The sequence below is a fragment of the Nocardioides sp. 616 genome (assembly GCF_002930065.1).
GTDB classification, from domain to species: Bacteria; Actinomycetota; Actinomycetes; order Propionibacteriales; family Nocardioidaceae; genus Nocardioides; species Nocardioides houyundeii.
On sequence record NZ_POAG01000018.1, the window covers coordinates 232650 to 256132 of the forward strand.

Here is a 23483-nt window from a genome sequence, read left to right on the forward strand (position 1 = left end):
GGCTCGGGCAGGTCGGCGGTGATCAGCCCGAACAGCACCAGCCACAGCGTCGCCAGGGTCATGTTGACCGCCCAGAGCACCGGCGTACGGGACGGGTAGACGTACTTGACGGGGACGAAGACGAGCACGGTCAGCACCAGCAGCAGCACCGCCGTCGTGGTCTCGCCCAGCTCCAGCACCACGACGTAGAAGGCCACGATGTTCCAGTAGCTGGGGAAGCCCAGGAAGAAGTGGTCGTCGGTCTTGGCGTCGGTGCGACAGAACTGGTAGCACGAGGCCAGCAGCGGCACTGCGGCGCAGAGCCCGCCGAACCAGCCTCCCGGGAGGTAGCCGTTGGCCCACAGCAGCACCATGGGCGCGAAGACGTAGGTGATGTAGTCGACGATGTTGTCCAGCAGGGCGCCGTCGAACCCCGGCAGCACCTCCTTGACCCGCAGCCGCCGGGCGAGCATCCCGTCGGTGCCGTCGATCACCATCGCGGCCAGGAACAGCCAGAGCACCGCCTCGACGCGGCCCTGGTAGGAGAAGTGCACCATCAGCAGGGCCAGCACCGAGCCGACCGCGGTGTAGGCGTGCACCGCGGTGGCAGCGAGGCGCTGGACCGGCGTGGGCGTGCCGGCCGTCGAGGTCATGGGAGAACAGTAAGGGGCGCGGGGGTCAGGGCAGGAACAGGTGGGTGACCCAGTAGCAGAGCGCCGCAACCAGGCCGGCGGCCGGGAAGGTGAGCACCCAGGCCGCGAGGATCGACTTGGCGACGCCCCAGCGCACGGCCGAGAGCCGCTTGGTGGCGCCCACGCCCATCACGGCCGAGGTGATGGTGTGGGTGGTGGAGATCGGGGCCTCCCACACGTACGCCGTGGTGTAGAGCACCGTGGCGGCCACCGACTCCGCCGCGAACCCGCGGGGCGGGTCGAGGTGGATGATGCGGCGACCCAGGGTGCGCATGATGCGCCAGCCGCCGGACCAGGTGCCCAGCGAGATCGCGGAGGCCGCGGCGATGATGACCCACAGCGGGAGGGCGTCGCCGTCGGAGACGTAGCCGCCGGCAAGCAGCGCCAGGAAGATGACGCCCATCGTCTTCTGGGCGTCCTGGAGGCCGTGACCCAGCGCCATCGCGGCGGCCGAGACGGTCTGGGCGATCTTGAAGCCGCGGTTGGCCTTGGACGGGTTGGCCTTGCGGGCACCCCACATGATGCCGAGCATCACCAGGAAGCCGAGGGTGAAGGCGACCAGCGGCGAGAGGATCATCGGGACGGCGACCTTCTCCACCACGGTGGACCACTCCACGAACGCCCCCGCGGCCAGGGCGGCGCCGACCAGGCCGCCGATCAGGGCGTGCGAGGACGAGGAGGGCAGCCCGAAGTACCAGGTGATCAGGTTCCACGCGATGGCGCCGAGGAGCCCGGCCATCACGATGGTCAGGGCGTGGCTACCGGTGCCTGGGTCGATGACGTCGGAGACGGTCTGGGCGACCTTCTGGCCCAGGAAGGCGCCGACGAAGTTCATCACCGCCGCCATCGCCAGCGCGACCCGCGGGGTCAGTGCGCGCGTCGAGACCGAGGTCGCGATCGCGTTGGCGGCGTCGTGGAAGCCGTTGGTGTAGTCGAAGACGAGGGCGACAACGACGACCGCGATGATGATCGCGAGTTCCATCCGGTCAGGACTCCTTGACGGCGATCTGCTCCACGGTGTTGGCCACCTTCTCGAAGGCGTCGATGGCGCCCTCGAGCGACTCGACGATGTCCTTCAGCTTCAGCACCTCGATGGCCTCGTACTTGCCGCTGAACAGGCTGGCCAGGATCCGGCGGTAGCTCTTGTCGCCGGTGTTCTCCAGCCGGTTGATCTCGATCCAGTAGTCCTCGAGGTCAGCCATCGACTTGAGCCGGGGCATCGCCTCGGCGGTCAGCTCGGAGCAGCGCTGGAGCACCTCGACCTGGTTGGACAGCTCAGAGGGCAGCGACTCGACCTGGTAGAGCAGGATCAGGTCGACGGCCTCCTCCATCATGTCCATGATGTCGTCCAGGCCCGAGGCGAGGGAGTAGATGTCCTCGCGGTCGAACGGCGTCACGAAGGTGGAGTTGACGCGCTTGATGATCGCGTGGGTCGTCTCGTCGGCGGCATGCTCGGCCTCACGCATGCGGCGGGCGACGCCCTCGCGGTCGGCGTCGTCGGAGAGCATCTCGGCCAGCAGGTCGGCACCGGAGACGAGGTGCGCACCGAACTCGCTGAAAAGATCGTAGAAGGAAGACTCGACGGGGCGGAAACGGAAACCCACGGACAACTCCTGGAGAGCAGGGTCGGAACGCCGGACATGCTACGGGCTACGAAGCCGACAAACGCAAGTCAGGCCGGCTGTCGGCGGCGACGGTGGCGCTCGATGAGCACCGACTGGAGATGTTCGTCACCGTCCTGGTGGGTCCAGGAACCGTCCGCGCCGAGGATCCAGGCGCTGGTGCCCGGGGCGAAGGCGAGATCCAGCAGGGCGCCCACGTGCTCCACGATGCCGGGGCCCGGCAGCCGCACCAGCACCTCCACCCGGCGGTCCAGGTTGCGGTGCATGATGTCGGCCGACCCGATCCAGGCGGTCGGCTCCCCGCCGGCCTCGAACCAGAAGATCCGGCTGTGCTCGAGGAAGCGGCCCAGCACCGAGCGCACCTCCACGGTCTCCGAGAGCCCGGGCACGCCGGGTCGCAGCGCGCAGATGCCGCGCACCAGCAGCTGGATCGGGACCCCGGCCTGCGAGGCCAGGTAGAGGGCGTCGATGACGGCCTCGTCGACGACCGAGTTGGCCTTGATCCGGATGCGCGCGGGGCGCCCCTGCTGGTGGTGGGCGATCTCGGCGTGGATCTGGCCCACCAGTCCGCTGCGTACCGTCTCCGGGGCCACCAGCAGCTTCTCGTAGGCGGCGTTGCGGGAGATCCCGGAGAGGTTGTTGAACAGGTGGGCGACGTCCTCGCCGATCACGTCGTCGCTGGTCAGCAGACCGATGTCCTCATAGGTCCGGGCGGTCTTGGGGTTGTAGTTGCCGGTGCCGATGTGGGTGTAGCGACGGATCCCGTCGGAGTCCTCACGGACCACCATGGAGAGCTTGCAGTGCGTCTTGAGGCCGACCAGCCCGTAGACGACGTGGCAGCCGGCCTGCTCCAGCTTGCGGGCCCAGCGGATGTTGGCCCGCTCGTCGAAGCGCGCCTTGATCTCCACGATCACCAGGACCTGCTTGCCGGCCTCGGCGGCGTCGATCAGGGCCTCGATGATCGGGGAGTCGCCCGAGGTCCGGTAGAGCGTCTGCTTGATGGCCAGCACGTGCGGGTCCGCGGCGGCCTGCTCGAGGAAGCGCTGCACCGAGGTGGCGAACGAGTCGTAGGGGTGGTGCAGCAGCACGTCGTGCCGGCGTACGGCGTCGAAGATGTCGACCGGCGAGGCGGACTCCACCTCGGCGAGCAGCGGGTGGGTGGTCGGCAGGAAGGCGGGGTACTGCAGGTCCTCGCGCGGCAGGTCGGCGATGCCGTGCAGCCCGCGCAGGTCCAGCGGCCCGGGCAGCCGGTAGACCTCGGCCGCGGAGATGCCCAGCTCGGAGACCAGCAGCGTCAGCATCCGCTCGTCCATGGAGTCCTCGACCTCCAGGCGCACCGGCGGGCCGAACTTGCGGCGCAGCAGCTCCCGCTCCAGGGCCTTGAGGAGGTTCTCGGCGTCGTCCTCCTCGACCTCGAGGTCCTCGTTGCGGGTGACCCGGAAGGCGTGGGACTGGACGATCTCCATGCCCGGGAAGAGCCGCTTGAGGTGCTCGCCGATGAGGTCCTCCAGCGGCACGAACCGCTGGTTGCCCAGCGGCACGAACCGGGTGAAGATCGGCGGCACCTTGACCCGCGCGAAGTGCTCGGTGCCGGTCTTGGGGTGGCGGACGATGACGGCCAGGTTGAGGGAGAGCCCGGAGATGTAGGGGAAGGGGTGGGCTGGGTCCACCGCCAGCGGGGTGAGCACGGGGAAGACGCGCTCCTTGAAGATCCGCTTGCAGTACTTCTGCTCCTCCCGGTCCAGCTCGTCCCAGCGCAGCAGCTCGATGCCCTCCTCCCGCAGTGCGGGGATGAGGTCGTCGCGGAAGACGTGGGCCTGGCGCTCCATGAGCTCGCCGGCGCCCGACCAGATCCGCTCCAGCTCCTCGCGGGGCAGCAGCCCGGACGCGGCGCGTACCGCGACCCCGGCGGCGATGCGGCGCTTGAGCCCGGCCACCCGGACCATGAAGAACTCGTCGAGGTTGCTGGTGAAGATCGCCAGGAACCGGACCCGTTCCAGCAGCGGCAGGCTGGTGTCCTCGGCGAGCTCGAGCACCCGCTGGTTGAAGTGCAGCCAGGACAGCTCGCGGTCCAGGAACCGGTTGCCGTACTGCTTCACCGCGACGATCTGCGCCAGGTCCGGGACGTACGGCGGCTCCACGTCGAAGGTGTCGGCGGTGTGCGCGAACGGGTCAGTGACGGGTTCCTCGCCCGGGGCACTGCTGGCGTGCAGGGGCAGCGTGGAGGCCATGTGTTCAGTGTGTCACTGATGGGTGAACCCGCGGTGTACTCAAGGTTGCCGATCCGGTGGGGGCGCGGCCGCCACGGCGGCGTTGAGCGCCGACTGGGCACGGATGACGGCGCCGAAGAGCCGGGGGCCGTCGGCGTGGTCCTGCGGCGCCGCCCAGAACTCGGCCCAGGTGGCGTGACCCGCGGCCACGCGGTCGTGCAGGGACCGGAAGGCCAGTGGTGCGTCGTCCGCGCCGGTGATCTCCTCGAGAAGTCGCACCACGTCGGCGTCGGGACCGTCCTCCTCCTCCTCGGCCTGGCGAGCGGAGAGCTCCTCGACCCGGTCCAGGGCGGCCAGCAGGTCGACGTGGGACTGGTCGCGCTGCAGGGCGGCCAGGTCGGCGCGGACGTCCGGCCGCTCGGGCGGCGGAGCGGAGGCGTCGTAGTAGCCGGTCATGCGCTCACCACCCCCTGGCTGAACTCCGACGGCTCCCCGACGGGGCCGGGGGCCATCAGCCGGTCGCCCGAGTCGTCGTCACCGGAGTCGCCGCCGTCGTCGCCGTTGTCCCCGCCGTCGTCAGGGACCTCGGGGTAGGCCTCGCCGAGATCCTCGAGCTCGTCGTCCAGTCCGCCGGTGGCGACGGGGTCGCCCTCGAAGTCGTAGGTGATCTCGCCCAGCTTGGTCTCGAAGGTGGGCAGGTCGACAGTGCCGAGGGCGCCCAGACCGCCTCCCACGGTGGCCATCGGCAGCTGGGTGACGGCGTCGACGATGCCCTTGAAGGCGTCCAGCGCCGCGGCCTGCGCCGCGGCCCAGGCCTTGATCGAGTCGACCAGGTCGAAGCAGGCGTCGATGATCTCGATGCAGGCCCGGACGTCGTCGACGATGTCGGTGACGGCGGAGATGCCCTGGGTCAGGAGGTCCTTGGCCAGCATCATCCAGCCGAAGAGCCCGAGCACCCGGCTGGCCAGCTTCCTCGCCACCCGCAGCAGCGTCTTGCCCATCACGACCAGGGCCTTCTCGACGGCCACGGCGATCTTCTCCGACATCGAGGCGATGCCGTCGAAGACCACGGAGCCGCCCTGCACACAGGTGCCCACGGACTTCATCACCACGTTGTAAAGGTTGAGGTGGGCGAAGAGGGCGAGCTGGACGTCGCCGCGCATGGCTAGGACGAGCTTGCCGGACAGTGCGCTGAAGTTGCCGCCCCAGGTCCACATCGCGTCCTCGATGAAGCCGCACGCCTCGGCGTTGCCCTGGATCTTGCGGTAGTTGCCGGAGAGCGGGAAGACGATGTGCTCCTGCAGGCTCTTCTCGCTCAGCCGCTGCAGGCGGACGCCGGGAGCTCCGAGGGAGTTGATCCGGTCGATCGCGGAGTTGATGGTGTCGCGGCACTCGTCGTAGCCCGAGGAGACGTCGGTCCAGTCCTTGTCGTGCTTCTGCCGGTCCTCACCCGCGGAGGGCTCCTTGAGGTCGTCGGCGGGGTCCTGGAGGGCGAAGGACTCGTAGTCCACCGAGAGCGGCGGGAAGACCTGGGCGGGGGCGGGCATGTCGCCGAGGTAGTGCTGGAAGTCGAAGTTGATGGCGTTGTCGGTGGAGTCGACGTCCTTCGCGGTCACCGCGATGGCGGCGATCATGCCGTCCCAGCGCTCCTGGAACAGCTTGCGCATGTTGACGAAGTAGCCGTCCAGGGTGTCCAGCTGGTTCGCGATGGGACTCAGGGCGCAGGCGGGGTAGTCGAACCCGGCCTTGCTGCAGACCTGACGGCCGAAGTAGTCGCTGATCGTCACGGACTGGGCGTCGACCTTCTGCATCGACTGGAACAGCCGATCCAGGTTGCCCCACTCGATGACGAGCTCTGCGTTCCCCATGTGATCCCCCCGGTTCATGGCGCCAGACCGTGGCAGCCACCGCTCACCTTCCCCTCAATTTGGGGACGTCAAACACCGGAGGGCGGAGAGGTCACCGCAGCTGGGCCGCGGCCACCCCCTTGGCCACCCGGAGCAGGGTGTCGAGGTCCGCGGGCTCGGCGACGCCGACGTCGTAGGTACGGGCGACCACCTCGAAGGGGCGGTCGTCGATCAGCGCGACCACGCTGGCCTGGGGGTACTGGACCGCGATGCCGCTCAGCAGCCAGCCGGGGGTGCCGCCGCCGAGCTCGATCCGGGAGCGCTCCAGCCCCGGCAGGTCGGCGCGCTCGCCGAGCTCGGTGAAGGTGCTGTCGTAGGTGGGGTACTCCCACTCCACCTGCATGCCGGCCTCGTCCTGGAGGTTGACGCACTTGGTCGCGTCGGTGTCCGAGCTCTCGGTGAGCTCCTGGGGCAGGCCCGACCACTCGGCGAGCTGGTCGGTGCTGACGCCGAGGCACGTCGGGCTGGCAGTCGGGGTGCCAGTCGGGGTGGGCGTGCTCGAGGCGTTCGCCTCGGTCGGGTCGTCGGGGTCGTCGTTGCTGCACCCGACGCAGGCCAGCAGGAGGACGAGGCTGAGGGCGGCTCCGAGTCGGGTCATGGCGGCAAGGGTAGTGCTGCCCGACGTCGGGCTCTCAGCGCTCCAGGATCAAGGTGACCGGTCCGTCGTTCAGGCTCGCCACCTGCATGTCGGCCCCGAACACGCCTCGTTCCACGTGCGCGCCCAGCGCCTCGAGCTCCGCGCACACCGCGTCGTAGACGGGCTCGCTGACCGGTCCGGGGGCGGCGGCGGCCCAGGTGGGTCGCCGCCCCTTGACCGCGTCGCCGTACAGGGTGAACTGGCTGACCACCAGGATCGGCGCGTCCGCCTCGGAGGCCGAACGCTCCTCGCGCAGCAGCCGCAGGTCCCAGATCTTGCGCGCCATCCAGGAGACCTCGTCGGGGCCGTCGGTGTGGGTGACGCCGAGATAGACGAGCAGCCCGGGCAGGGAGAGCTCGCCGACAACTTCTCCGTCAATCGCGACAGATGCCGACAAGACACGTTGGATCACGGCGCGCATGACGGAAAACCTCCGGGGGATGCTGGGGTGTGGGTGGCGACTCTGCCACGATGCACCGTATGCCCGATCCGCTGCTCGTCACCGTGGCGCCCACCGGCGCCGAGACCGCCAAGGCCGACTGCCCCCAGCTGCCCACCACGCTCGAGGAGCTGGTGACCACGGCGACCGAGTGCCAGGACGCGGGTGCCGCGATGATCCACGTGCACGTGCGCGACGGCGAGCACCAGCCCACCCTGGACGGCGGGCGGCTCCGGGAGACGGTCGCCGCGCTGCGGGAGAGCACCGACCTGGTGGTCCAGCTCTCCACCGGCGGCTCGGTCCACGACCCGCTGTCCGACCGGCTCAAGGTGCTCGACGCCGAGCCCGACTCCTGCAGCCTGACGATGGGCACCACCAACTTCGGCGACGACGTCTTCCTCAACCCCTGGCCGTTCGTGTGCGAGCTCTACCAGCTGGCGCAGGAGCGCGCGGTGGCACCGGAGTTCGAGCTCTTCGACCTCGGCCAGGTGCACGCCCTGACCCGGCTGCTGGACCGCTACGGCCTGCCCGCGGGCGGCAAGGTGCACGTGGACCTGGTGATGGGCGTGCCCGGCGGGATGAACGGCACCGCCGACGCCCTGGTCGCCGCGGTGCGCGACCTGCCTGAGGCCGTCACCTCCTGGTCCGCGACCGGCATCGGCCGCTCCACCCTGCCGGTGATGCTGGCCTCGCTCAGCAAGGGCGGCCACCTGCGGGTCGGGATGGAGGACGTGCTCACGATGAGCCGCGGGGTCCCGGTTGAGTCCAACGCCCAGCTGGTACGGCGGGCCGTCGAGGCCGGCACGGTCGCGCAGCGCACGCCGATGTCGCCCGCCGAGGCGCGCGAGCTGCTCGGCGTACCGGCGCGGGCGGCGCCCCGCGAGTAGCCGGCGCCGCAGGTTCGCCGGATCCGGCGCCGACGAGCGCCGTGTGCTCCTAGCCTGTGGGGGTGACGGCACCGGAGGCGAGGATCTCTCTGCGTCGCCGGCTGCCCGGCGACGTGCTGCTGGTCCTCGGCACCTGCCTGGCCCTGGTGGGAGTGCAGTGGGCCTGGCGCTACGGGCTCGGGTGGGACGCGCATGCTTACTACGTGGCCTGGGACGGGGGCCTGTACGACGCCACCCCGGGAGTACAGGACGCCTACAACTACAGCCCCGCCTTCGCCCAGGCGGTCTGGCCGCTGGTCCAGCTGCCCTGGCCGGTCTTCTGCGGCGTGATGGTGGGTTCGGCGGCGCTGGGGGTCGGCTGGCTGCTCAGGGGGACACGGCCGCTCGTCGCGCTCGGCCTGTGGCTGGTCTGCGTGCCGGAGATCCTGTCGGGCAACATCTACTGGCTGCTGGCGGTGTGCGCCGTTCTGGGGGCCTCACGAGGCACGCCATGGGTCTTCGTGGCGTTCACCAAGATCCTGCCCTGCCTGGGACCGGTGTGGTTCCTCGCCCGGGGGGAGTGGCGGCGGGCGGCGTCGTTCATCGCGGCCTCGGTGCTGGTGCTGGGGACCTCGCTGCTCGCGGATCCGTCGCTGTGGCGAGACTGGCTCGGCTTCCTCACCGACAACGCCGGTGGCGCCGACGCCGCCAGCGGCTCGATCGTTCCTCCGCTGTGGCTGCGCCTGCCGTGCGCTGTGCTGCTGACCGGGTACGCCGCCCGCCGCGACCGCCGCTGGCTTCTTCCGGTGGTGATGCTGCTGGCCACCCCGGTGCTGGCCCAGGGCTCCTTCGCGCTGCTGGCCGCCATCCCGCGACTACGGGCCCCGGTTGTCGCCGCCGGCGTCTCGGGCGCCGCCGGACCGGCCGATCGGGAGTCGCTGGGCCGGTTTCAGTAGACCAGCGCCTGCACCCCGTCGCCGAGGACCTCCTCGGCGAACAGCGCGGCTCCCGCGATGCGCGCCCCGGGCAGCAGATCCTCCTCGGTGATCCCGCGCCGCGCGGCGCACTGGGTGCACACGGTCAGGGTGCCGCCGGCCAGCACGGCGTCGCGCAGCGCGGCCAGGGGAGTGGCGAGCTCGAGGGAGAACTCCTCCGCCCGCCCCGGTACGCCGTACCAGGCGGCCTCGCCGGTGAGCCAGAGCGAGACCGTCGCCCCGGCGGCGACGGCGGACGCGGCGACCGTGAACGCCTGGTTGCAGCGCTCGGGGTCGTCCGCTCCGCAGGTGACCTTGACGACGAGTGGGCGAGTCATGGACCAACACTAGAGTGGCCCCATGCCGTTCGAACTCCCTGACAACCTGCACCCCAACTGCGGTCCCGTTGCGTGGTTGCTGGGCACCTGGCGCGGCAACGGCCACGGTGACTACCCCACGATCGAGAAGTTCCAGTTCGGGCAGGAGCTGATCTTCACCCACGACGGCCGTCCCTTCTTCCACTACATGTCGCGGGCCTGGATCCTCGACGAGAACGGCGAGAAGGTCCGTGACGGCGCCATCGAGACCGGCTTCCTGCGCTGCCCCGAGCCCGGCAAGGTCGAGTTCCTGCTCGCGCACAACACCGGCTTCGTCGAGGTCTGGTACGGCGACGCCACCGGCGGCAAGCTCGACCTGACCACCGACGCCGTGGTCCGCACCGAGTCCGCCAAGGAGGTCGCCGCCGGCAAGCGCCTCTACGGCAACGTCGAGGGCGACCTGCTCTACGCCTACGACATGGCGGCCGTGGGCCAGCCGCTGCAGCCGCACCTGTGGGCGCGCCTGCAGCGGGCGTGAGTCATGGCTGAGCACGAGCTCGCCCAGGCCCTGCGGGGCAGCGGCTACCGCCTCACGCCGCAGCGTCAGCTGGTGCTGGCCGCGGTGGAGGAGCTGGGGCACGCCACCCCCGACGAGCTGCGCGACCACCTGGGCGGCGCCTGCAACATCTCCACCGTCTACCGGGCGCTGGAGGTGCTCGAGGAGCTCGGGCTGGTGCGCCACACGCACCTGAGCGACCGGGCGCCGACGTACCACTCCGCGCGTGAGGCCGAGCACTTCCACCTGGTCTGCCGGAATTGCCGCAAGGTCACCTCGGTTGACCCTGACAGGGCCGCCCCGTTCCTGGCCCGGCTGCGCAGCGAGCACAGCTTCGTGACCGACGTCGGCCACCTGGCCATCTTCGGTCGCTGCGAGGAGTGCCCCGAGGTCGCCGACGAGGGCGACCACCCCCACGACCATCCCGTCCACCAGCAGGAGAACCGATGACCAGCTCGTGCCTCAGCCTGCCCGGCGCGGTGAGCGGCGACGGCGTCGACGCTCCCGTGGCCGCGCACTACGGCTCCTTCAACCTCGAGCAGCGCACCCTGGAGTCGGGCGACGGCTTCGTCGACCTCTCGCACCGTGACGTGGTGCGGATCAGCGGGCCGGACCGGCTCACCTGGCTGCACTCCCTGACCACCCAGTTCCTGGAGGGGATCGCGCCCAGGGTGTGGACCCAGGCGCTGGTGCTCAGCCCGCAGGGGCACGTGGAGCACCACTTCCACGGCATCGACGACGGCGAGGCGTTCACCGCCCACACCGAGCCCGGCGCGGGCGCCGCGCTGGCCCAGTGGCTGGACCGGATGCGGTTCATGATGCGCGTCGAGGTCTCCCTGGTCGACGACCTGGCCGTGATGTGGCGACCCGTCGACGGCGGCACCTTCGACCTGGTGCCCCGCGACCGCGTCACCGCGTACGCCGAGGCGGCCGGCCCGGCGTGCGGGCTGTGGGCCTACGAGGCGCTGCGGATCGCCCGCGGTGAGCCGCGGATGGGCGTGGACACCGACCACCGGACCATCCCCAACGAGGTGGGCTGGATCCCCTCGGCCGTGCACCTGGACAAGGGCTGCTACCGCGGCCAGGAGACGGTCGCCCGGGTGCACACCCTGGGCCGCCCGCCGCGGCGCCTGACCATGCTGCACCTCGACGGCACCGAGAACCGGCTGCCCGCGGTCGGCTCCGAGGTGCTGCACGGCGACCGGGTCGTCGGCTTCGTCGGCTCCTCCGCGCGCCACCACGAGCTGGGGCCCATCGCCCTGGCGCTGGTCAAGCGCAACGTGCCCGTCGACGCCCCGCTGATGCTGGAGGGGATGCCGGCCGGCCAGGAGGTCGTCGTGGACCCCGAGGTCGGGATGCACGTGCGGCCCAAGCTGCGCTGAGGCTCAGACCTTGGCGTACATCACGTGCGTGTCCGCGGCGGCGTGGGTGAACCCCAGCCCGGCGTACGTCGCGATGGCGGGCTGGTTGTCGGCCTCCACGTAGAGCAGGACCTCCTCGGCTCCGCGCTCCTGGAGGTGGGCGAGCCCGGCCAGCGTGAGGAGCCGACCGAGGCCCCGGCCCTGCGCGTCCGGGTCGACGCCGACCACGTAGACCTCGCCGAGCTCGGGGGAGTGCTGCTTGGTCCAGTGAAAGCCGAGCAGCTTGCCGTCGGTCTCGAAGGCCATGATGAGTCCGGCGGGGTCGAACCAGGGCTCGGCCATCCGAGCCGCCAGGTTGGCGGCGTCCATCTGGCCCTGCTCGGGGTGCTTGGCGAAGGCCGCGGCGTTGACCCGCAGCAGCTCGTCGGCGTCACCGGGCTGCCAGCCGCGCAGCTCCACGCCGTACGGCGGCTTGACCACCGGGAGCGGTGAGGTCAGCTCGCGACGCATCACCCACAGGTCACGCACCCGGTGCATGCCGTGCCGGGCAGCGAGCCGGGCGGCGGCCGGGTGGTTGCCGTGGCTCCAGGCGCGGTTGATGCCGGGGTGGCTGCCCATCACCTCGTCCAGCAGGGCGGTGCCCAGGCCGTGGCGTCGTACCGGGGGGTCGACGACCAGGGTGAGCTCCTCGCCGTGCACGAGGGCGAAGGCGCCGTCGTGCTCGATGACCTCGCAGTCACCGGCGTGCAGCGCCATCAAGGTTGCCTCGTCGATCGGCGCGGCCCCGTCGGCGGCCTCGGCCCGCTCGGCGACGATCTCGATGGTGGGCATGTCACGACCCTATGTCGACATGCGGAGCGGACTAGACAGGGGCTCCCGTCTGGCCGTGACTCAGATCTCGGCGGCCTCGGGCTCGACGTCCTCGGACCGGGTGGCTCCCGCGTCGGCGACGGCCGGGTCCTCGACCCGCGTCTTGTCCGCGACGGGGAGCACGAACCGGTAGCCGACGTTGCGCACGGTGCCGATCAGCGTCTCGTGCTCGGGGCCCAGCTTGGCGCGCAGCCGGCGCACGTGCACGTCGACGGTGCGGGTGCCGCCGAAGTAGTCGTAGCCCCACACCTCCTGCAGCAGCTGCTGGCGGCTGAACACCCGGCCCGGGTGCTGGGCGAGGAACTTCAGGAGTTCGAACTCCTTGAACGTCAGGTCCAGGGGGCGCCCGCCGATCCGGGCGGTGTACGTCGCGTCGTCGACGACGATCTCTCCGCTGCGGATCACGTGCGCGTCGGGGTCGGCGGCCTCCATGGCGGCGGTGAGCCGGCCGATCGCCAGCCTGATCCGGGCCTCGAGCTCGGCCGGGCCGCAGTTGTGGAGCACGACGTCGTCCATGCCCCAGTCGTGGGAGACCACCGCGAGACCGCCCTCGGTGACGATCATCAGCACCGGGACCTGGGTGCCGGTGGTGCGGATCAGCCGGCACAGGTCGCGGGCGTGCGCCAGCTCCTGACGGCCGTCGACCAGGACCAGGTCGGAGTCCGGGGCCTCCAGCAGGGCGCTGCCCTCGGACGGCAGGATCCGCACGTGGTGGCCGAGCAGCCCGAGCCCCGGAAGCACCTCGGCGGAGGACTGGAGCGCGCTGGTGAGCAGCAGCAGAGTGCTCATGCATCCCCCTCACGTGGCCAAGTGGGGCGACAATACCGGTCATGAGCCCCGATGAGTCCCAGATGTGTCCAAGCATCGGCAGGATCACACTGCGCTACTGGGCGGCCGCCCGCCACGAGGCCGGGGTGGAGGCCGACGTCGTGGAGACCGACGTACCCCTGACGCTGGCCGACCTGCGTGACCGTGCGGTGGCACTGCACCCGGGCTCCGACCGGCTGCCCGCGGTGCTGGGCGTGTGCGCCGCGCTGGTCGACGACCGACCCGTCGGCAGGCAGGACCCGGGGACGCTGCTGGTCCAGCCCGGGGCGACGGTGGAGTTCCTGCCGCCCTTCGCCGGAGGCTGATCGTCTCGGAGTCCCCGACGGCAGCACCGCGCCGATCTGGACCAGTGGGACCACGCCCTGGGGAATGCCCCGGCCCACCCGCGTGTTCCGGCTCACGTGACGACCGGACAGTGGGTGCTCATCGGCGCCGCGGGGCTCGCGGTGGCCTTCGGGCTGTGGCGAGCCAGGACCGATGGGCGCTTCCGCGGCACCCGCGGGTCCCAGACCAGCGAGGCGGGGGAGCGCGAGAGCGAGTTCCCGACGGAGGTCTCGCTCCTCACCGGCACCGTGTACGCCGACCAGCTGGGGGAGAAGGGCACGTTGCTGCAGTTCTCCAGCGCGTTCTGCGCCCCGTGCCGCGCGACCCGTCGCACGCTGGAGGAGGTCTCGGCCCTGGTCCCGGACGTGACCCACGTGGAGGTCGACGCCGAGTCGCAGCTGGAGCTGGTGCGCCGGCTCGGGGTGCTGCGCACGCCGACGACCCTGGTGCTCGACGGGCAGGGTCGCGAGGTGACCCGCGCGGCGGGCGCTCCGACGAAGCAGCAGGTGCTGCAGGCGCTGGGACGACTCCCGTGACTGTCCAGCATTTGGAACACGCGTCCGACATGTGGGACGCGATTGGGGTGCGACGCCACGCCGCCCCTACTCTCGTACTCATGAGCTCGACCTGGCTGACGAAGCGACGCGCAGTGGACCACTGCCGCGTCCACTCAGCCCTGTGTCGAATGTCCTGAGGCTGACGCCACCCCTCTGTCCGCGATCAGCGGACCAGTGCGTCGGCCGCCTCGGCGTAGCACCAGCACCCCTCTTGGGATTGCCAACGCACTGAAAAAGGACCTCATGAACGACCAGATCGATCCGCGCGGCCCGCAGTTCGCTGCGGCCCTCACCACGGTGGTGCTTGCCGTGGTGCTGCTGCTCGCGCCCGGCCCCTGGGCGACCGGGCTGCTCGCGGTGCAGGCGCTGGTCTTCGCGACCGGTGTCCTGCGCGGCATCAGCCACACGCCGTACTCGTGGCTGTTCCGCACGCTGGTCAAGCCCCGCCTGGCTGCGCCCGACCACCTCGAGGACCCGGCCCCGCCGCGGTTCGCCCAGGGCGTCGGGCTCGCCTTCGCGGTCGTCGGCCTGGTCGGGTTCGGCGCCGGTCTGGACCTGCTCGGCCTCGTCGCGACTGGCTTCGCGCTGGCCGCTGCCCTGCTCAACGCGGCCTTCGGCTTCTGCCTGGGCTGCGAGCTCTACCTGCTGATCCGGCGCGCGGGCGTCGGACGCCCCGCAGCCTCCCACTGACTCCGCACCACCCGAACAGAGAGAAGAACACCATGAGCCGCGAGAACTCGCTCGTCACTGCCCAGTGGGTCGAGGACAACCTCGACACCCCCGGCGTCGTCCTGATCGAGGTCGACGAGGACACCACCGCCTACGACAAGGGCCACATCCGCAACGCGATCAAGCTGGACTGGACCACCGACCTCCAGGACCAGGTCCGTCGCGACTTCGTCGACAAGGCCGGCTTCGAGGCGCTGCTCTCCGAGCGTGGCGTGAGCAACGACGACACCGTGGTGCTCTACGGCGGCAACAACAACTGGTTCGCCGCCTACGCCTTCTGGTACTTCAAGCTCTACGGCCACCGCGACGTCAAGCTGATGGACGGCGGTCGCAAGAAGTGGGAGCTGGACTCCCGCGAGCTGACCGACGCCGTGCCGACGCGCGAGCGGACCACCTACACCGCGACCGAGCAGGACCGCTCGATCCGCGCGTTCCGCGACGACGCGGTGGCCGCCATCGGCGTGCAGAACCTGATCGACGTGCGCAGCCCCGACGAGTACGCCGGTCGGCTGATGGCCCCGGCCCACCTCCCGCAGGAGCAGGCCCAGCGCGCCGGTCACATCCCGACCAGCCTCAACGTGCCGTGGAGCAAGAACGCCAACGACGACGGCACCTTCAAGTCCGACGAGGACCTGCGCAAGCTCTACGACGAGGTCGGCATCGACGACTCCAAGGACACCATCGCGCTGTGCCGCATCGGTGAGCGCTCCTCGCTGACCTGGTTCGTGCTGCACGAGCTGCTGGGCTTCAAGAACGTCAAGAACTACGACGGCTCCTGGACCGAGTACGGCTCCCTGGTCGGCGTCCCGGTCGCCCTGGGTGACGAGCCGGGCGTCGCCTGATGTGTGGCGCGGTTGAGGGCGGCCTGTCGCTCGACGGCGTCAACGTCGCCAAGGAGGCCGTGATCCAGGGTCAGGTGACCCGCGACGGCGAGCCCGTCGGGTCGGCGTACGTCCGGCTCCTGGACCGGACCGGCGAGTTCACCGCCGAGGTCCCCACCTCGGTCACGGGCCACTTCCGGTTCTTCGCCGGCGAGGGCGAGTGGACGCTGCGCACGCTGGCGCCCAAGGCCGAGCCCGTCGATCGCAAGGTGACCGCCCAGATCGGGTCGGTGGCCGAGGTCGACATCGCCGTCTGAGACGACAGTCTCGAGCGGGGCCCCGCTCCCTTCAGGGGAGTGGGGCCCTTCCCGCATCACCCACCGACACGTCACCCGAGCAGGAGCCCCCATGACCTACCGCCCCGAGACCCTCGCCGTCCACGCCGGACAGGAGGAGGCGGACCCGGCCACCAACGCGCGCGCCGTGCCGATCTACCAGACCACGTCGTACGTCTTCAACGACACCGAGCACGCGGCGAACCTGTTCTCCCTCGCCGAGCCGGGCAACATCTACACCCGGATCATGAACCCGACCCAGTCGGTCTTCGAGGACCGGATCAACCAGCTCGAGGGCGGCGTCGGGGCGCTCGCCACGGCGTCGGGCTCCGCGGCCACGACGTACGCGGTGCTCAACCTGACCTACGCCGGCGACAACATCGTCGCCTTCTCCACCCTGTACGGCGGCACCTACGCGCTGTTCGCCCACACGCTGCCGCAGTTCGGCATCGAGGTGCGGTTCGTGGACCCGGAGAAGCCCGAGGACCTGGCCAAGCACGTGGACGAGAAGACCAAGCTGGTCTTCGGCGAGACCGTCGGCAACCCCAAGATCAACGTCATCGACCTCCCGGCCTGGTCCGAGGCGGCGCACGCCGCGGGACTGCCGCTGATCATCGACAACACCGCCCCGACGCCGTACCTGGTGCGCGCGATCGAGCAGGGCGCCGACGTCGTGGTGCACTCGGCCACCAAGTACATCGGCGGCCACGGCACCTCCATCGGCGGCGTGATCGTGGACTCCGGGACGTTCGACTGGGCCGCGCACTCCGACCGCTTCCCCGGGCTGACCAAGCCGGACCCGGCGTACCACGGCGCGGTGTGGACCGAGGCTGCCGGCCCGGCGGCGTACATCATCCGGGCCCGCACGGTGCTGCTGCGCAACACCGGTGCCGCGATCACCCCGATGAACTCCTGGCTGTTCCTCCAGGGCCTGGAGACGCTGCACCTGCGGATGGAGCGCCACTCCGAGAACGCCCTGGCGGTCGCGCAGTTCCTCGAAGGTCACGACGCGGTCTCCTGGGTGAGCTACCCGGGCCTGGCGTCCAGCGCCTACAAGGAGGTCGCGGACCGCACCTTCACCGGCAAGGGGTACGGCGGCATCCTGAGCTTCGGCCTGAAGTCCGGGCGCGAGGGCGGCAAGGCGTTCATCGAGTCGCTGGGGCTCTTCAGCCACCTGGCCAACATCGGTGACGCCAAGTCGCTGGCGATCCACAACGCCACCACCACCCACAGCCAGCTCACCCCCGAGGAGCTCGAGGCGGCCGGTGTGCCGGAGGACATGGTGCGGCTCTCGATCGGCATCGAGAACGTCGAGGACATCATCGCCGACCTGGAGCAGGCGCTGGCCGCCGCCAAGTGAGCGGCGTCGGGGACGTGTGGCTCGGGTCACACTTCCCCGATTCTGGATCTACCGGACCGTAGATCCCAGGGCTAGCGTGAAGAGGGCGTCAACCCGAGAGGGGCTGGCGCGTCGAGTCCCGGGAGTCCCGCGATGTCGCCACGATTGCCCGCACGTTATCGGCGAATGATCGCCGCCGTTCTCACTCTCACCGTGGCCGTGCTGGGCCTGATGGTCTCCAGCCTGGATCGGGCCGCGGTCGCGCAGGTGGAGGAGCCGACGTACCCGGTGACGGGGACCGTCGCCGGCACGGACGGCCAGCCGGTGCCGGGGGTGACCTTCTACTTCACCGGCATGGAGCCCGAGCAGCCCGACTACGAGGTGACCACCGACGCGCAGGGCCGCTACGCCCTGGAGGTGGCCGGTGGGCGCTACAACGGCTATTTCCTGAGCAACACCCATCTCACGTACTTCCTGGACCTCGGACCCGACAGTGCGGGCGTGCTCGTCGACGGGCCGACCGTCATCGACGCGACGCTGGTGCGCTACGCCGCGCTGACCGGGACGGTGCGTGGCCCCGACGGTCCGGTCGCCGGCGCGCGGGTCACGACGTACCGGCTGAGCAACGGGTATTGGTCCCTCGGGGAAAGCGGCGTCTCCGGTGCCGATGGCAGCTACCGGGTCAACAGGATCGACCCCGGCACCTACCGGGTGCGCATCGAGGCGACCGGGTTCGTCACCGAGTTCCACTCAGACGCCGCGGAGGTCTCGGAGGCCGACGACGTGGTGCTTGCGGAGGGCGACAACCTCCTGGACCCGGTACTCAGCCCCGGCATCACCTTCCGGATCGGGGGACGGATCACCTTCCGAGGCGACCCGCTCCGCGGCCTCACGATCCTGGTGAGCCGCGTGACCTCCACCGGGGTCGAGGAGGTGGCGGGGGCGTTGACCGCCCCCGACGGCACCTGGTCCGTCCCGGTCTCGCCGGGTCAGTACCAAGCCAAGACCGTCGGAGGCACCGCGTTGACTCCCGGGGACTACTCGGGGGGCGGCGTGACCGTCTCGACCAGTGACGTCCTGGGGCTGGACGCGGACCTGCAGGGCGGCGTCCTGCAGGGTCGGGTCACCGGCGCCGGGGAGCCCATCCCGTCCGACGTCGGGGCCTTCGTGAAGGTGCCCAACAGGACCGGGTTCATCTGCGGCTTCCCCACCGGCGGGCGGACCGATGCGTCCGGTTTCTACGCGGTGGACGGCCTCCTCTCCCCGCCCTACTACATCTTCGCGTTTCCGCGGCGGGAGGCAGCCGACCTCTTCGTGGGTGAGGCCTACCTCGACGCCCCTCTCGGGTGCGACCCGCCCACGCTGCCGGTGGACCCCCGGGACGGCCTGGTGATCGACTTCGACCTGGCCCCGGCGGGGACGTCGCCGTCGCCCAGCCCGACGGTTACCCCGAGTGAGTCACCCAGCCCGACGGTGTCGCCCAGCCCGACGGTCACCCCGACTGAGTCGCCGTCGCCGAACCCGGGGCCGCAGCCGGTGCTGCTGGGGGCCCCCAAGGTCGGCGGGGTGCTGGCCGTCCTGGCCTGGCCGAGGTCGGGCGCGACGGTGACCCGGCAGTGGCTGCGCGACGGTACGCCGATCCCAGGCGCCACCGGCGTGCTCTACCAGGTCAAGGGTGCGGACCGCGGCACGCTGCTGTCGGCTCGGCTGACCTACACCCGCACCGACGGCTCGGTCTCCGTGGTCACGACCAAGGAGCTGCGGATCCGGTGATCGAGGGGGTTCTGGTCGTGCCCGAGCACAGGTGCGGCCCCGCTCCGTCCGGCTTCGTGTGGCGCGGCTCACACGTCCCCGATTCTGGCTCTATCAGGCCGTAGGCCCCAGGGCTAGCGTGGAGAAGGCGTCGACCCGGAAGGGGCTGGCGCGCCGACAGTCTGGGAGACCTGCGATGTCGTCACCAATGCCCGCCCGGTATCGGCGAGTGATCGCCGCAGTCCTCACGCTCACCGTGGCCCTGCTGGGGCTCATGGTCTCCACCCTGGACCGGACCGCGGCGGCGCAGGCCGACGAGCCGACGTACCCGGTGACGGGGACCGTGACGGGCACGGACGGCCAGCCGGTGGCGGGGATGACCTTCTACTTCACCGGTATGGAGCCCGAGCTGCCCGACTACGAGGTGACCACGGACGCGCAGGGCCGCTACGCCCTGGAGGTGGTCGGTGGGCGCTACAACGGCTATTTCTTCGGCAACACCCACGTCACGTACTTCCTGGACCTCGGACCCGACAGTGCGGGCGTGCTCGTCGACGGGCCGACCGTCATCGACGCGACGCTGGTGCGCTACGCCGCGCTGACCGGGACGGTGCGGGGCCCCGACGGACCGGTCGCCGGCGCGCGGGTCGTGACGTTCCAGCTGAGCGACGGACGTTGGTCCGCGTCGGGAGGTGGCGTGTCCGGTGCCGATGGGAGCTACCGGGTGCCCAGGCTGGAGCCTGGGATCCACCGGGTGCGCATCGAGGCGACCGGTTTCCTCACCGAGTTCCACCCCGACGCCAGGGAGGTCTTCCAGGCCGACGACTTGGCGCTGGGCGAGGGCGACAACGTCCTCGACCCGGTCATCGGCCGCGGCACCCTGCGGATCGGGGGACGGATCACGTACCGCGGCGATCCGCTCCGCGGCCTCAGGATCCGGGTGAGCCAAGTGACCTCCACGGAGGTCGTGGAGGTGGCGGAGGCGTTGACCGCGCCTGACGGCACGTGGTCCGTCCCGGTCTGGCCGGGTCAGTACCAAGCCAGGACCGCCGGCTACACCGCACTAACCCCAGGCGATTACTCGGGGGGCGGCGTGACCGTCACGACGAGTGACGTCCTGGGGCTGGACGCGGATCTGCAGGGCGGCGTCCTGCAGGGTCGGGTCACCGGCGCCGGGGAGCCCATCCCGGCACACGTCGGACTCTTCCTCGTGAGAAGCGACAGGTCCGGGATCCGCTGCATGTTCACAGGGGACGGCGGATCGGTCGACGCGTCCGGGTTCTACGCGGTGGACGGTCTCGCCGCCGCCACGCCCTACTACGTCCAGGCGGTGCCGCGAGGGGAGGCAACCGACCTCTTCGTGGGTGAGGCCTACCCCGACGCGCCTCCCGGGTGCGACCCGCCCGCGCTCCCGATCGAGGCGCGGGACGGCTTGGTCATCGACTTCGACCTGGCCAGGGTGGGGACGTCCCCGTCGCCCAGCCCGACGGTGACCCCCAGCGAGTCGCCCAGTCCGACGGTCACCCCGAGCGAGTCCCCGTCACCGAACCCGGGGCCGCAGCCGGTGCTGCTGGGGGTCCCCAAGGTCGGCGGGGTGCTGGCCGTCCTGTCTTGGCCAAGGGCGGGCGCGACGGTGACCCGGCAGTGGCTGCGCGACGGTACGCCGATCCCAGGCGCCACCAGCGTGCTCTACCAGGTCAAGGGTGCGGACCGCGGCACGCTGCTCTCGGCCCGGCTGACCTACACCCGCGCCGACGGCTCGGTCTCCTTGGTCACGACCAAGGAGCTGCGGATCCGGTGATCGAGGGGGTTCGGGTCAGGAACGCCTGGCCCGGATGCCGGCCCGCACCCGGTCCGCGATCCTGACCTGGAGCGGGCGCGGCGGCCGTTGGCCCTCTACCCGGCGCCGGGCCCGGTCGCGCTCGCGGGTCCGGTTGGCGAGCTGGGTCAGCATCGCGTCGTGCAGGCTGATGAGCCCCGGGAAGGCGAGCGGCTCGACCGGCGCGGGGCCGCGGCGTACCACCCAGACCGGTTCCGTGTGCTCGACCTTGAGGTAGTCGCACAGCGCCGGCCCGAGCAGGTCCGCGGGCAGGATGCGGTGGAAGGAGAGCCCGTGCCGGGTGAGCCGGTCCTCGAAGTCGTCCCCGTAGTAGCGGACGTGGTCGGCCTGCCCGAAGCGGACGACCCGCTCCGCCTCGGGAGCCGAGGGGTCCTCGTCGGTGGTGGTGCCGAAGCGGATCGGCACCTGCACCAGGGCGAGGCCGCCGGGGGAGAGCACCCGGGCCAGCTCGGCGATGGCCGCGTGGTCGTCGGGCACGTGCTCGAGCACGTGGTAGCAGACGAGCAGGTCCACGCAGGCGTCCCTGACGGGTAGCCGCGTGATGTCGCCCAGGGCGTCGACCAGTCGGTTGTCCAGACCGAGGTCCAGCCGCAGGTAGCGCGAGGGCTCGAGCGCCGACAGGCAGGAGATGGACTGGGGCGTCGGGGCGATGTCGAGCACCGTCTCGACGTGGGTCAGCTGTGGGCCGATCAGGTCGAGCAGGAGCGCGAAGAAGCGGTGGCGCTCCAGCCCGCGGCAGCGCGGGCAGCGGGCGCCGGGCCGACCGTTGGGTCCGGGCCGGAACGGCCTCTTGACCAGTTGTCGACACACGGTGCAGTAGTGGATCTCCCCAGCCCCCATGGGCGGGAGCCTAGCGGTGTCGCACCGTGTGGCACGGTTGGTCCGGTGAGCGGCTTGGTGGGCTATGTGGAGACCCGACGCGCCGTGCTCGCCAGCACGGCCGATCCGCTGGTGCTGCGGGGAGGGGGTCGGCTCGACCATGTCGAGGTCGCCTACGAGACCTACGGCGAGCTGTCCCCGGCGCGGGACAACGTGGTCTTCGTCTGTCATGCCCTGACCGGCGACGCCCATGCCGCCGGCCTCCACCTGGGCGCCAAGAAGCGTGGGTGGTGGGACAACATGATCGGCCCCGGCAAGCCGGTCGATACCGACCGCTTCTTCGTGGTCTCGCCCAACCTGCTGGGCGGCTGCTCGGGCACCACCGGCCCGCAGTCGATCGACCCCGCGACGGGTTCGCCGTACTGCCTGGACTTCCCGCTGCTGCACATGTCCGACCTGGTCGCGGTGCACCGGCGCCTGATGGCGCACCTGGGCGTGAGCCGGCTGTACGCCGGGGTCGGCGGCTCGCTGGGCGGCATGCAGATTCTGCAGTGGGTCATCGACGCGCCCGAGGAGGTGGAGCGCGCGGTGCTGGTGGCCGCTTCGTCGCGGCTCTCGCCGGAGAACATCGCCTTCTCCGCGGTGGCCCGCGAGGCCATCATGAGCGACCCCGACTTCCACGGCGGGCGGTACGTCGAGCACGGGGTGACCCCGCGCCGGGGCCAGAAGGTGGCCCGGATGATGGCCCACATCACCTACGTTTCGGGCCAGTCCCTGGAGACCAAGTTCGGGCACCGCCGCGATCGCATCGGCGATGACTGGACCTTGGCACCGGACTACGCCGTCGAGCACTACCTGCAGCACCAGGGCGAGACGTTCCTGGACCGGTTCGACGCGCTGAGCTATCTCTACCTGACCCGGCTGCTGGACTACTTCGACCCGTTCGCCGACCCGTGGACGCACCAGCGGCTGGCCGCTGCCCGGACCCGTTTCCAGGTGACCTCGTTCGACTCCGACTGGCGCTTCGACACCGCGCAGTCCCGGCGGCTGGCCGAGTGCCTGGCGGAGTGCGGGATCGACGTCGACCTAGCCGAGCTCACCTCTCCGCACGGTCACGACTCGTTCCTGCTGGAGCCGCCCGGCTACCACGAGCGAGTGGCGGCCTTCCTTGCTGGCGGGACGTGAGAGCACCAAAAGCTGGGTCCGAATGGTGCTTTCACGTCCCGCCACGGGGTCTGGAGGGCGAGGTGAACCTCCCCTGTTCTGGACTATCGGGGGCCGGGGGCCGGTCCTAGTGTGAAAAGCGCGGCGATCCGGAAAAGGTGTCGCCGCGTGAGTCCGGGAGGGCCACATGGACACACGCACACCGGTACGCCGGACGGCCTCGATCCTCGGCGCGGTGGCGGTGGTCCTCGGGCTGCTGCTCCCCACCTGGGCGGTGGGCGCGGTCGCCCAGGAGGAGCCCACGACCGCGACCCTGGTGGGCACCATCAGCGGGCCCGACGGACCGATCCCCGGCGCGGAAGTGAGCATCAACGGGTTCGGCCCCAGGGGCTACTTCACCGTGCGCACCGTGCGTGCCGACGCGGCCGGCAACTACCGGGCCGAAGGGCTGGCCGCCGGAAACACACCCGGCGGCGGCTACCGGCTCGGCTTCGTCGCCCCCGGCTACATTCCCGAGTTCAACGACGGCGAGGTCGACCTCGCCG

General features: G+C 70.8%; 27 protein-coding genes. 15 read left to right on the forward strand and 12 right to left on the reverse strand.

Features of this window, described 5'->3' with window-relative positions; all coding sequences use genetic code 11:
- The 8 genes from C5H89_RS10995 to dtd form a co-directional block, all read right to left on the reverse strand.
- The coding region (locus C5H89_RS10995; protein WP_104107059.1) for a CDP-alcohol phosphatidyltransferase family protein at positions 1-632 on the reverse strand (632 nt) is incomplete at its 3' end.
- Positions 633-657: 25 nt separating this feature from the next.
- A complete protein-coding gene (locus C5H89_RS11000; RefSeq protein ID WP_104107060.1) occupies positions 658-1653 on the reverse strand; it encodes an inorganic phosphate transporter in 996 nt (331 codons plus the stop codon).
- A gap of 4 nt (positions 1654-1657) precedes the next feature.
- Positions 1658-2275: a DUF47 family protein gene (locus C5H89_RS11005; RefSeq protein ID WP_104107061.1), complete on the reverse strand. Its 618-nt coding sequence runs from the start codon at positions 2273-2275 to the stop codon at positions 1658-1660.
- A 68-nt stretch (positions 2276-2343) separates the two neighbouring features.
- Positions 2344-4524, reverse strand: coding sequence for an RNA degradosome polyphosphate kinase (locus tag C5H89_RS11010; protein WP_104107062.1), 2181 nt, complete (start codon positions 4522-4524; stop codon positions 2344-2346).
- Between the two features lie 39 nt (positions 4525-4563).
- Entirely contained in the window at positions 4564-4959 is a 396-nt protein-coding gene (locus C5H89_RS11015; RefSeq protein ID WP_104107063.1) for a hypothetical protein, read from the reverse strand.
- On the reverse strand, positions 4956-6371 hold the full coding sequence (locus tag C5H89_RS11020; protein WP_104107064.1) for a hypothetical protein: 1416 nt from the start codon (positions 6369-6371) through the stop codon (positions 4956-4958). The genes C5H89_RS11015 and C5H89_RS11020 overlap by 4 nt, the downstream gene beginning before the upstream one ends.
- Positions 6372-6462: 91 nt before the next feature.
- Complete coding sequence (locus C5H89_RS11025) at positions 6463-7008, reverse strand: hypothetical protein (protein WP_104107065.1); 546 nt, start codon at positions 7006-7008, stop codon at positions 6463-6465.
- A gap of 34 nt (positions 7009-7042) precedes the next feature.
- A complete protein-coding gene (gene dtd, locus C5H89_RS11030; protein WP_104107066.1) occupies positions 7043-7468 on the reverse strand; it encodes a D-aminoacyl-tRNA deacylase in 426 nt (141 codons plus the stop codon).
- A gap of 59 nt (positions 7469-7527) precedes the next feature.
- Between dtd and C5H89_RS11035 the strand changes: the two genes are divergently transcribed.
- Together C5H89_RS11035 and C5H89_RS11040 are read left to right on the forward strand one after the other, a co-directional pair.
- Entirely contained in the window at positions 7528-8373 is an 846-nt protein-coding gene (locus C5H89_RS11035; RefSeq protein WP_104107067.1) for a 3-keto-5-aminohexanoate cleavage protein, read from the forward strand.
- A gap of 62 nt (positions 8374-8435) precedes the next feature.
- On the forward strand, positions 8436-9308 hold the full coding sequence (locus tag C5H89_RS11040) for a glycosyltransferase 87 family protein (protein WP_162799335.1): 873 nt from the start codon (positions 8436-8438) through the stop codon (positions 9306-9308).
- On the opposite strand, the gene C5H89_RS11045 is transcribed toward C5H89_RS11040, so the two are convergent.
- Positions 9302-9664 (reverse strand): DsrE family protein, encoded by a 363-nt coding sequence (locus C5H89_RS11045; RefSeq protein ID WP_104107069.1) that lies wholly within the window; start codon positions 9662-9664, stop codon positions 9302-9304. The two genes, C5H89_RS11040 and C5H89_RS11045, sit on opposite strands and share 7 nt — an antisense overlap.
- Before the next feature lie 22 nt (positions 9665-9686).
- On the opposite strand from C5H89_RS11045, the gene C5H89_RS11050 reads away from it, so the two are divergent.
- From C5H89_RS11050 to C5H89_RS11060, 3 genes are read left to right on the forward strand one after another with little or no spacing between them, the layout of a single operon-like run.
- Positions 9687-10181: an FABP family protein gene (locus C5H89_RS11050; protein WP_104107070.1), complete on the forward strand. Its 495-nt coding sequence runs from the start codon at positions 9687-9689 to the stop codon at positions 10179-10181.
- Positions 10182-10184: 3 nt separating this feature from the next.
- Positions 10185-10649 (forward strand): Fur family transcriptional regulator, encoded by a 465-nt coding sequence (locus tag C5H89_RS11055; protein WP_104107071.1) that lies wholly within the window; start codon positions 10185-10187, stop codon positions 10647-10649.
- A complete protein-coding gene (locus C5H89_RS11060; protein ID WP_104107072.1) occupies positions 10646-11581 on the forward strand; it encodes a folate-binding protein YgfZ in 936 nt (311 codons plus the stop codon). The genes C5H89_RS11055 and C5H89_RS11060 overlap by 4 nt, the downstream gene beginning before the upstream one ends.
- A gap of 3 nt (positions 11582-11584) precedes the next feature.
- On the opposite strand, the gene mshD is transcribed toward C5H89_RS11060, so the two are convergent.
- Positions 11585-12391 carry a mycothiol synthase gene (gene mshD / locus C5H89_RS11065; RefSeq protein ID WP_104107073.1) on the reverse strand — a complete coding sequence of 269 codons (807 nt, stop codon included), beginning with the start codon at positions 12389-12391 and terminating at the stop codon, positions 11585-11587.
- Between the two features lie 60 nt (positions 12392-12451).
- The gene (locus C5H89_RS11070; RefSeq protein ID WP_104107074.1) at positions 12452-13219 is read right to left on the reverse strand and encodes a response regulator transcription factor; all 768 of its coding nucleotides are present in this window, start codon (positions 13217-13219) and stop codon (positions 12452-12454) included.
- 41 nt (positions 13220-13260) lie between these two features.
- Between C5H89_RS11070 and C5H89_RS11075 the strand changes: the two genes are divergently transcribed.
- From C5H89_RS11075 to C5H89_RS11110, 8 genes are all read left to right on the forward strand, one after another.
- On the forward strand, positions 13261-13563 hold the full coding sequence (locus C5H89_RS11075) for a MoaD/ThiS family protein (RefSeq protein ID WP_240181811.1): 303 nt from the start codon (positions 13261-13263) through the stop codon (positions 13561-13563).
- Between the two features lie 96 nt (positions 13564-13659).
- On the forward strand, positions 13660-14118 hold the full coding sequence (locus C5H89_RS11080) for a thioredoxin family protein (RefSeq protein ID WP_104107075.1): 459 nt from the start codon (positions 13660-13662) through the stop codon (positions 14116-14118).
- A gap of 264 nt (positions 14119-14382) precedes the next feature.
- Positions 14383-14829, forward strand: a complete 447-nt coding sequence (locus tag C5H89_RS11085) for a DUF4395 domain-containing protein (protein WP_104107076.1) — start codon at positions 14383-14385, stop codon at positions 14827-14829.
- 32 nt (positions 14830-14861) lie between these two features.
- Positions 14862-15710 (forward strand): sulfurtransferase, encoded by an 849-nt coding sequence (locus tag C5H89_RS11090; RefSeq protein ID WP_104107077.1) that lies wholly within the window; start codon positions 14862-14864, stop codon positions 15708-15710.
- On the forward strand, positions 15710-16006 hold the full coding sequence (locus C5H89_RS11095) for a DUF1416 domain-containing protein (RefSeq protein ID WP_104107078.1): 297 nt from the start codon (positions 15710-15712) through the stop codon (positions 16004-16006). The genes C5H89_RS11090 and C5H89_RS11095 overlap by 1 nt, the downstream gene beginning before the upstream one ends.
- Positions 16007-16097: 91 nt before the next feature.
- Complete coding sequence (locus C5H89_RS11100; protein ID WP_104107079.1) at positions 16098-17384, forward strand: O-acetylhomoserine aminocarboxypropyltransferase/cysteine synthase family protein; 1287 nt, start codon at positions 16098-16100, stop codon at positions 17382-17384.
- Between the two features lie 165 nt (positions 17385-17549).
- Positions 17550-19136 (forward strand): carboxypeptidase-like regulatory domain-containing protein, encoded by a 1587-nt coding sequence (locus C5H89_RS11105; RefSeq protein WP_162799336.1) that lies wholly within the window; start codon positions 17550-17552, stop codon positions 19134-19136.
- 208 nt (positions 19137-19344) lie between these two features.
- Positions 19345-20916, forward strand: a complete 1572-nt coding sequence (locus C5H89_RS11110) for a carboxypeptidase regulatory-like domain-containing protein (protein WP_162799337.1) — start codon at positions 19345-19347, stop codon at positions 20914-20916.
- A gap of 15 nt (positions 20917-20931) precedes the next feature.
- Here the strand turns inward: C5H89_RS11110 and C5H89_RS11115 are convergent, their stop codons facing one another.
- A complete protein-coding gene (locus C5H89_RS11115; protein WP_114149421.1) occupies positions 20932-21795 on the reverse strand; it encodes a class I SAM-dependent methyltransferase in 864 nt (287 codons plus the stop codon).
- A gap of 45 nt (positions 21796-21840) precedes the next feature.
- On the opposite strand from C5H89_RS11115, the gene C5H89_RS11120 reads away from it, so the two are divergent.
- On the forward strand, positions 21841-22959 hold the full coding sequence (locus C5H89_RS11120) for a homoserine O-acetyltransferase (protein ID WP_104107083.1): 1119 nt from the start codon (positions 21841-21843) through the stop codon (positions 22957-22959).
- Between the two features lie 166 nt (positions 22960-23125).
- On the forward strand, positions 23126-23483 hold a 358-nt coding region (locus C5H89_RS11125; RefSeq protein WP_205304984.1), incomplete at its 3' end, for a carboxypeptidase-like regulatory domain-containing protein.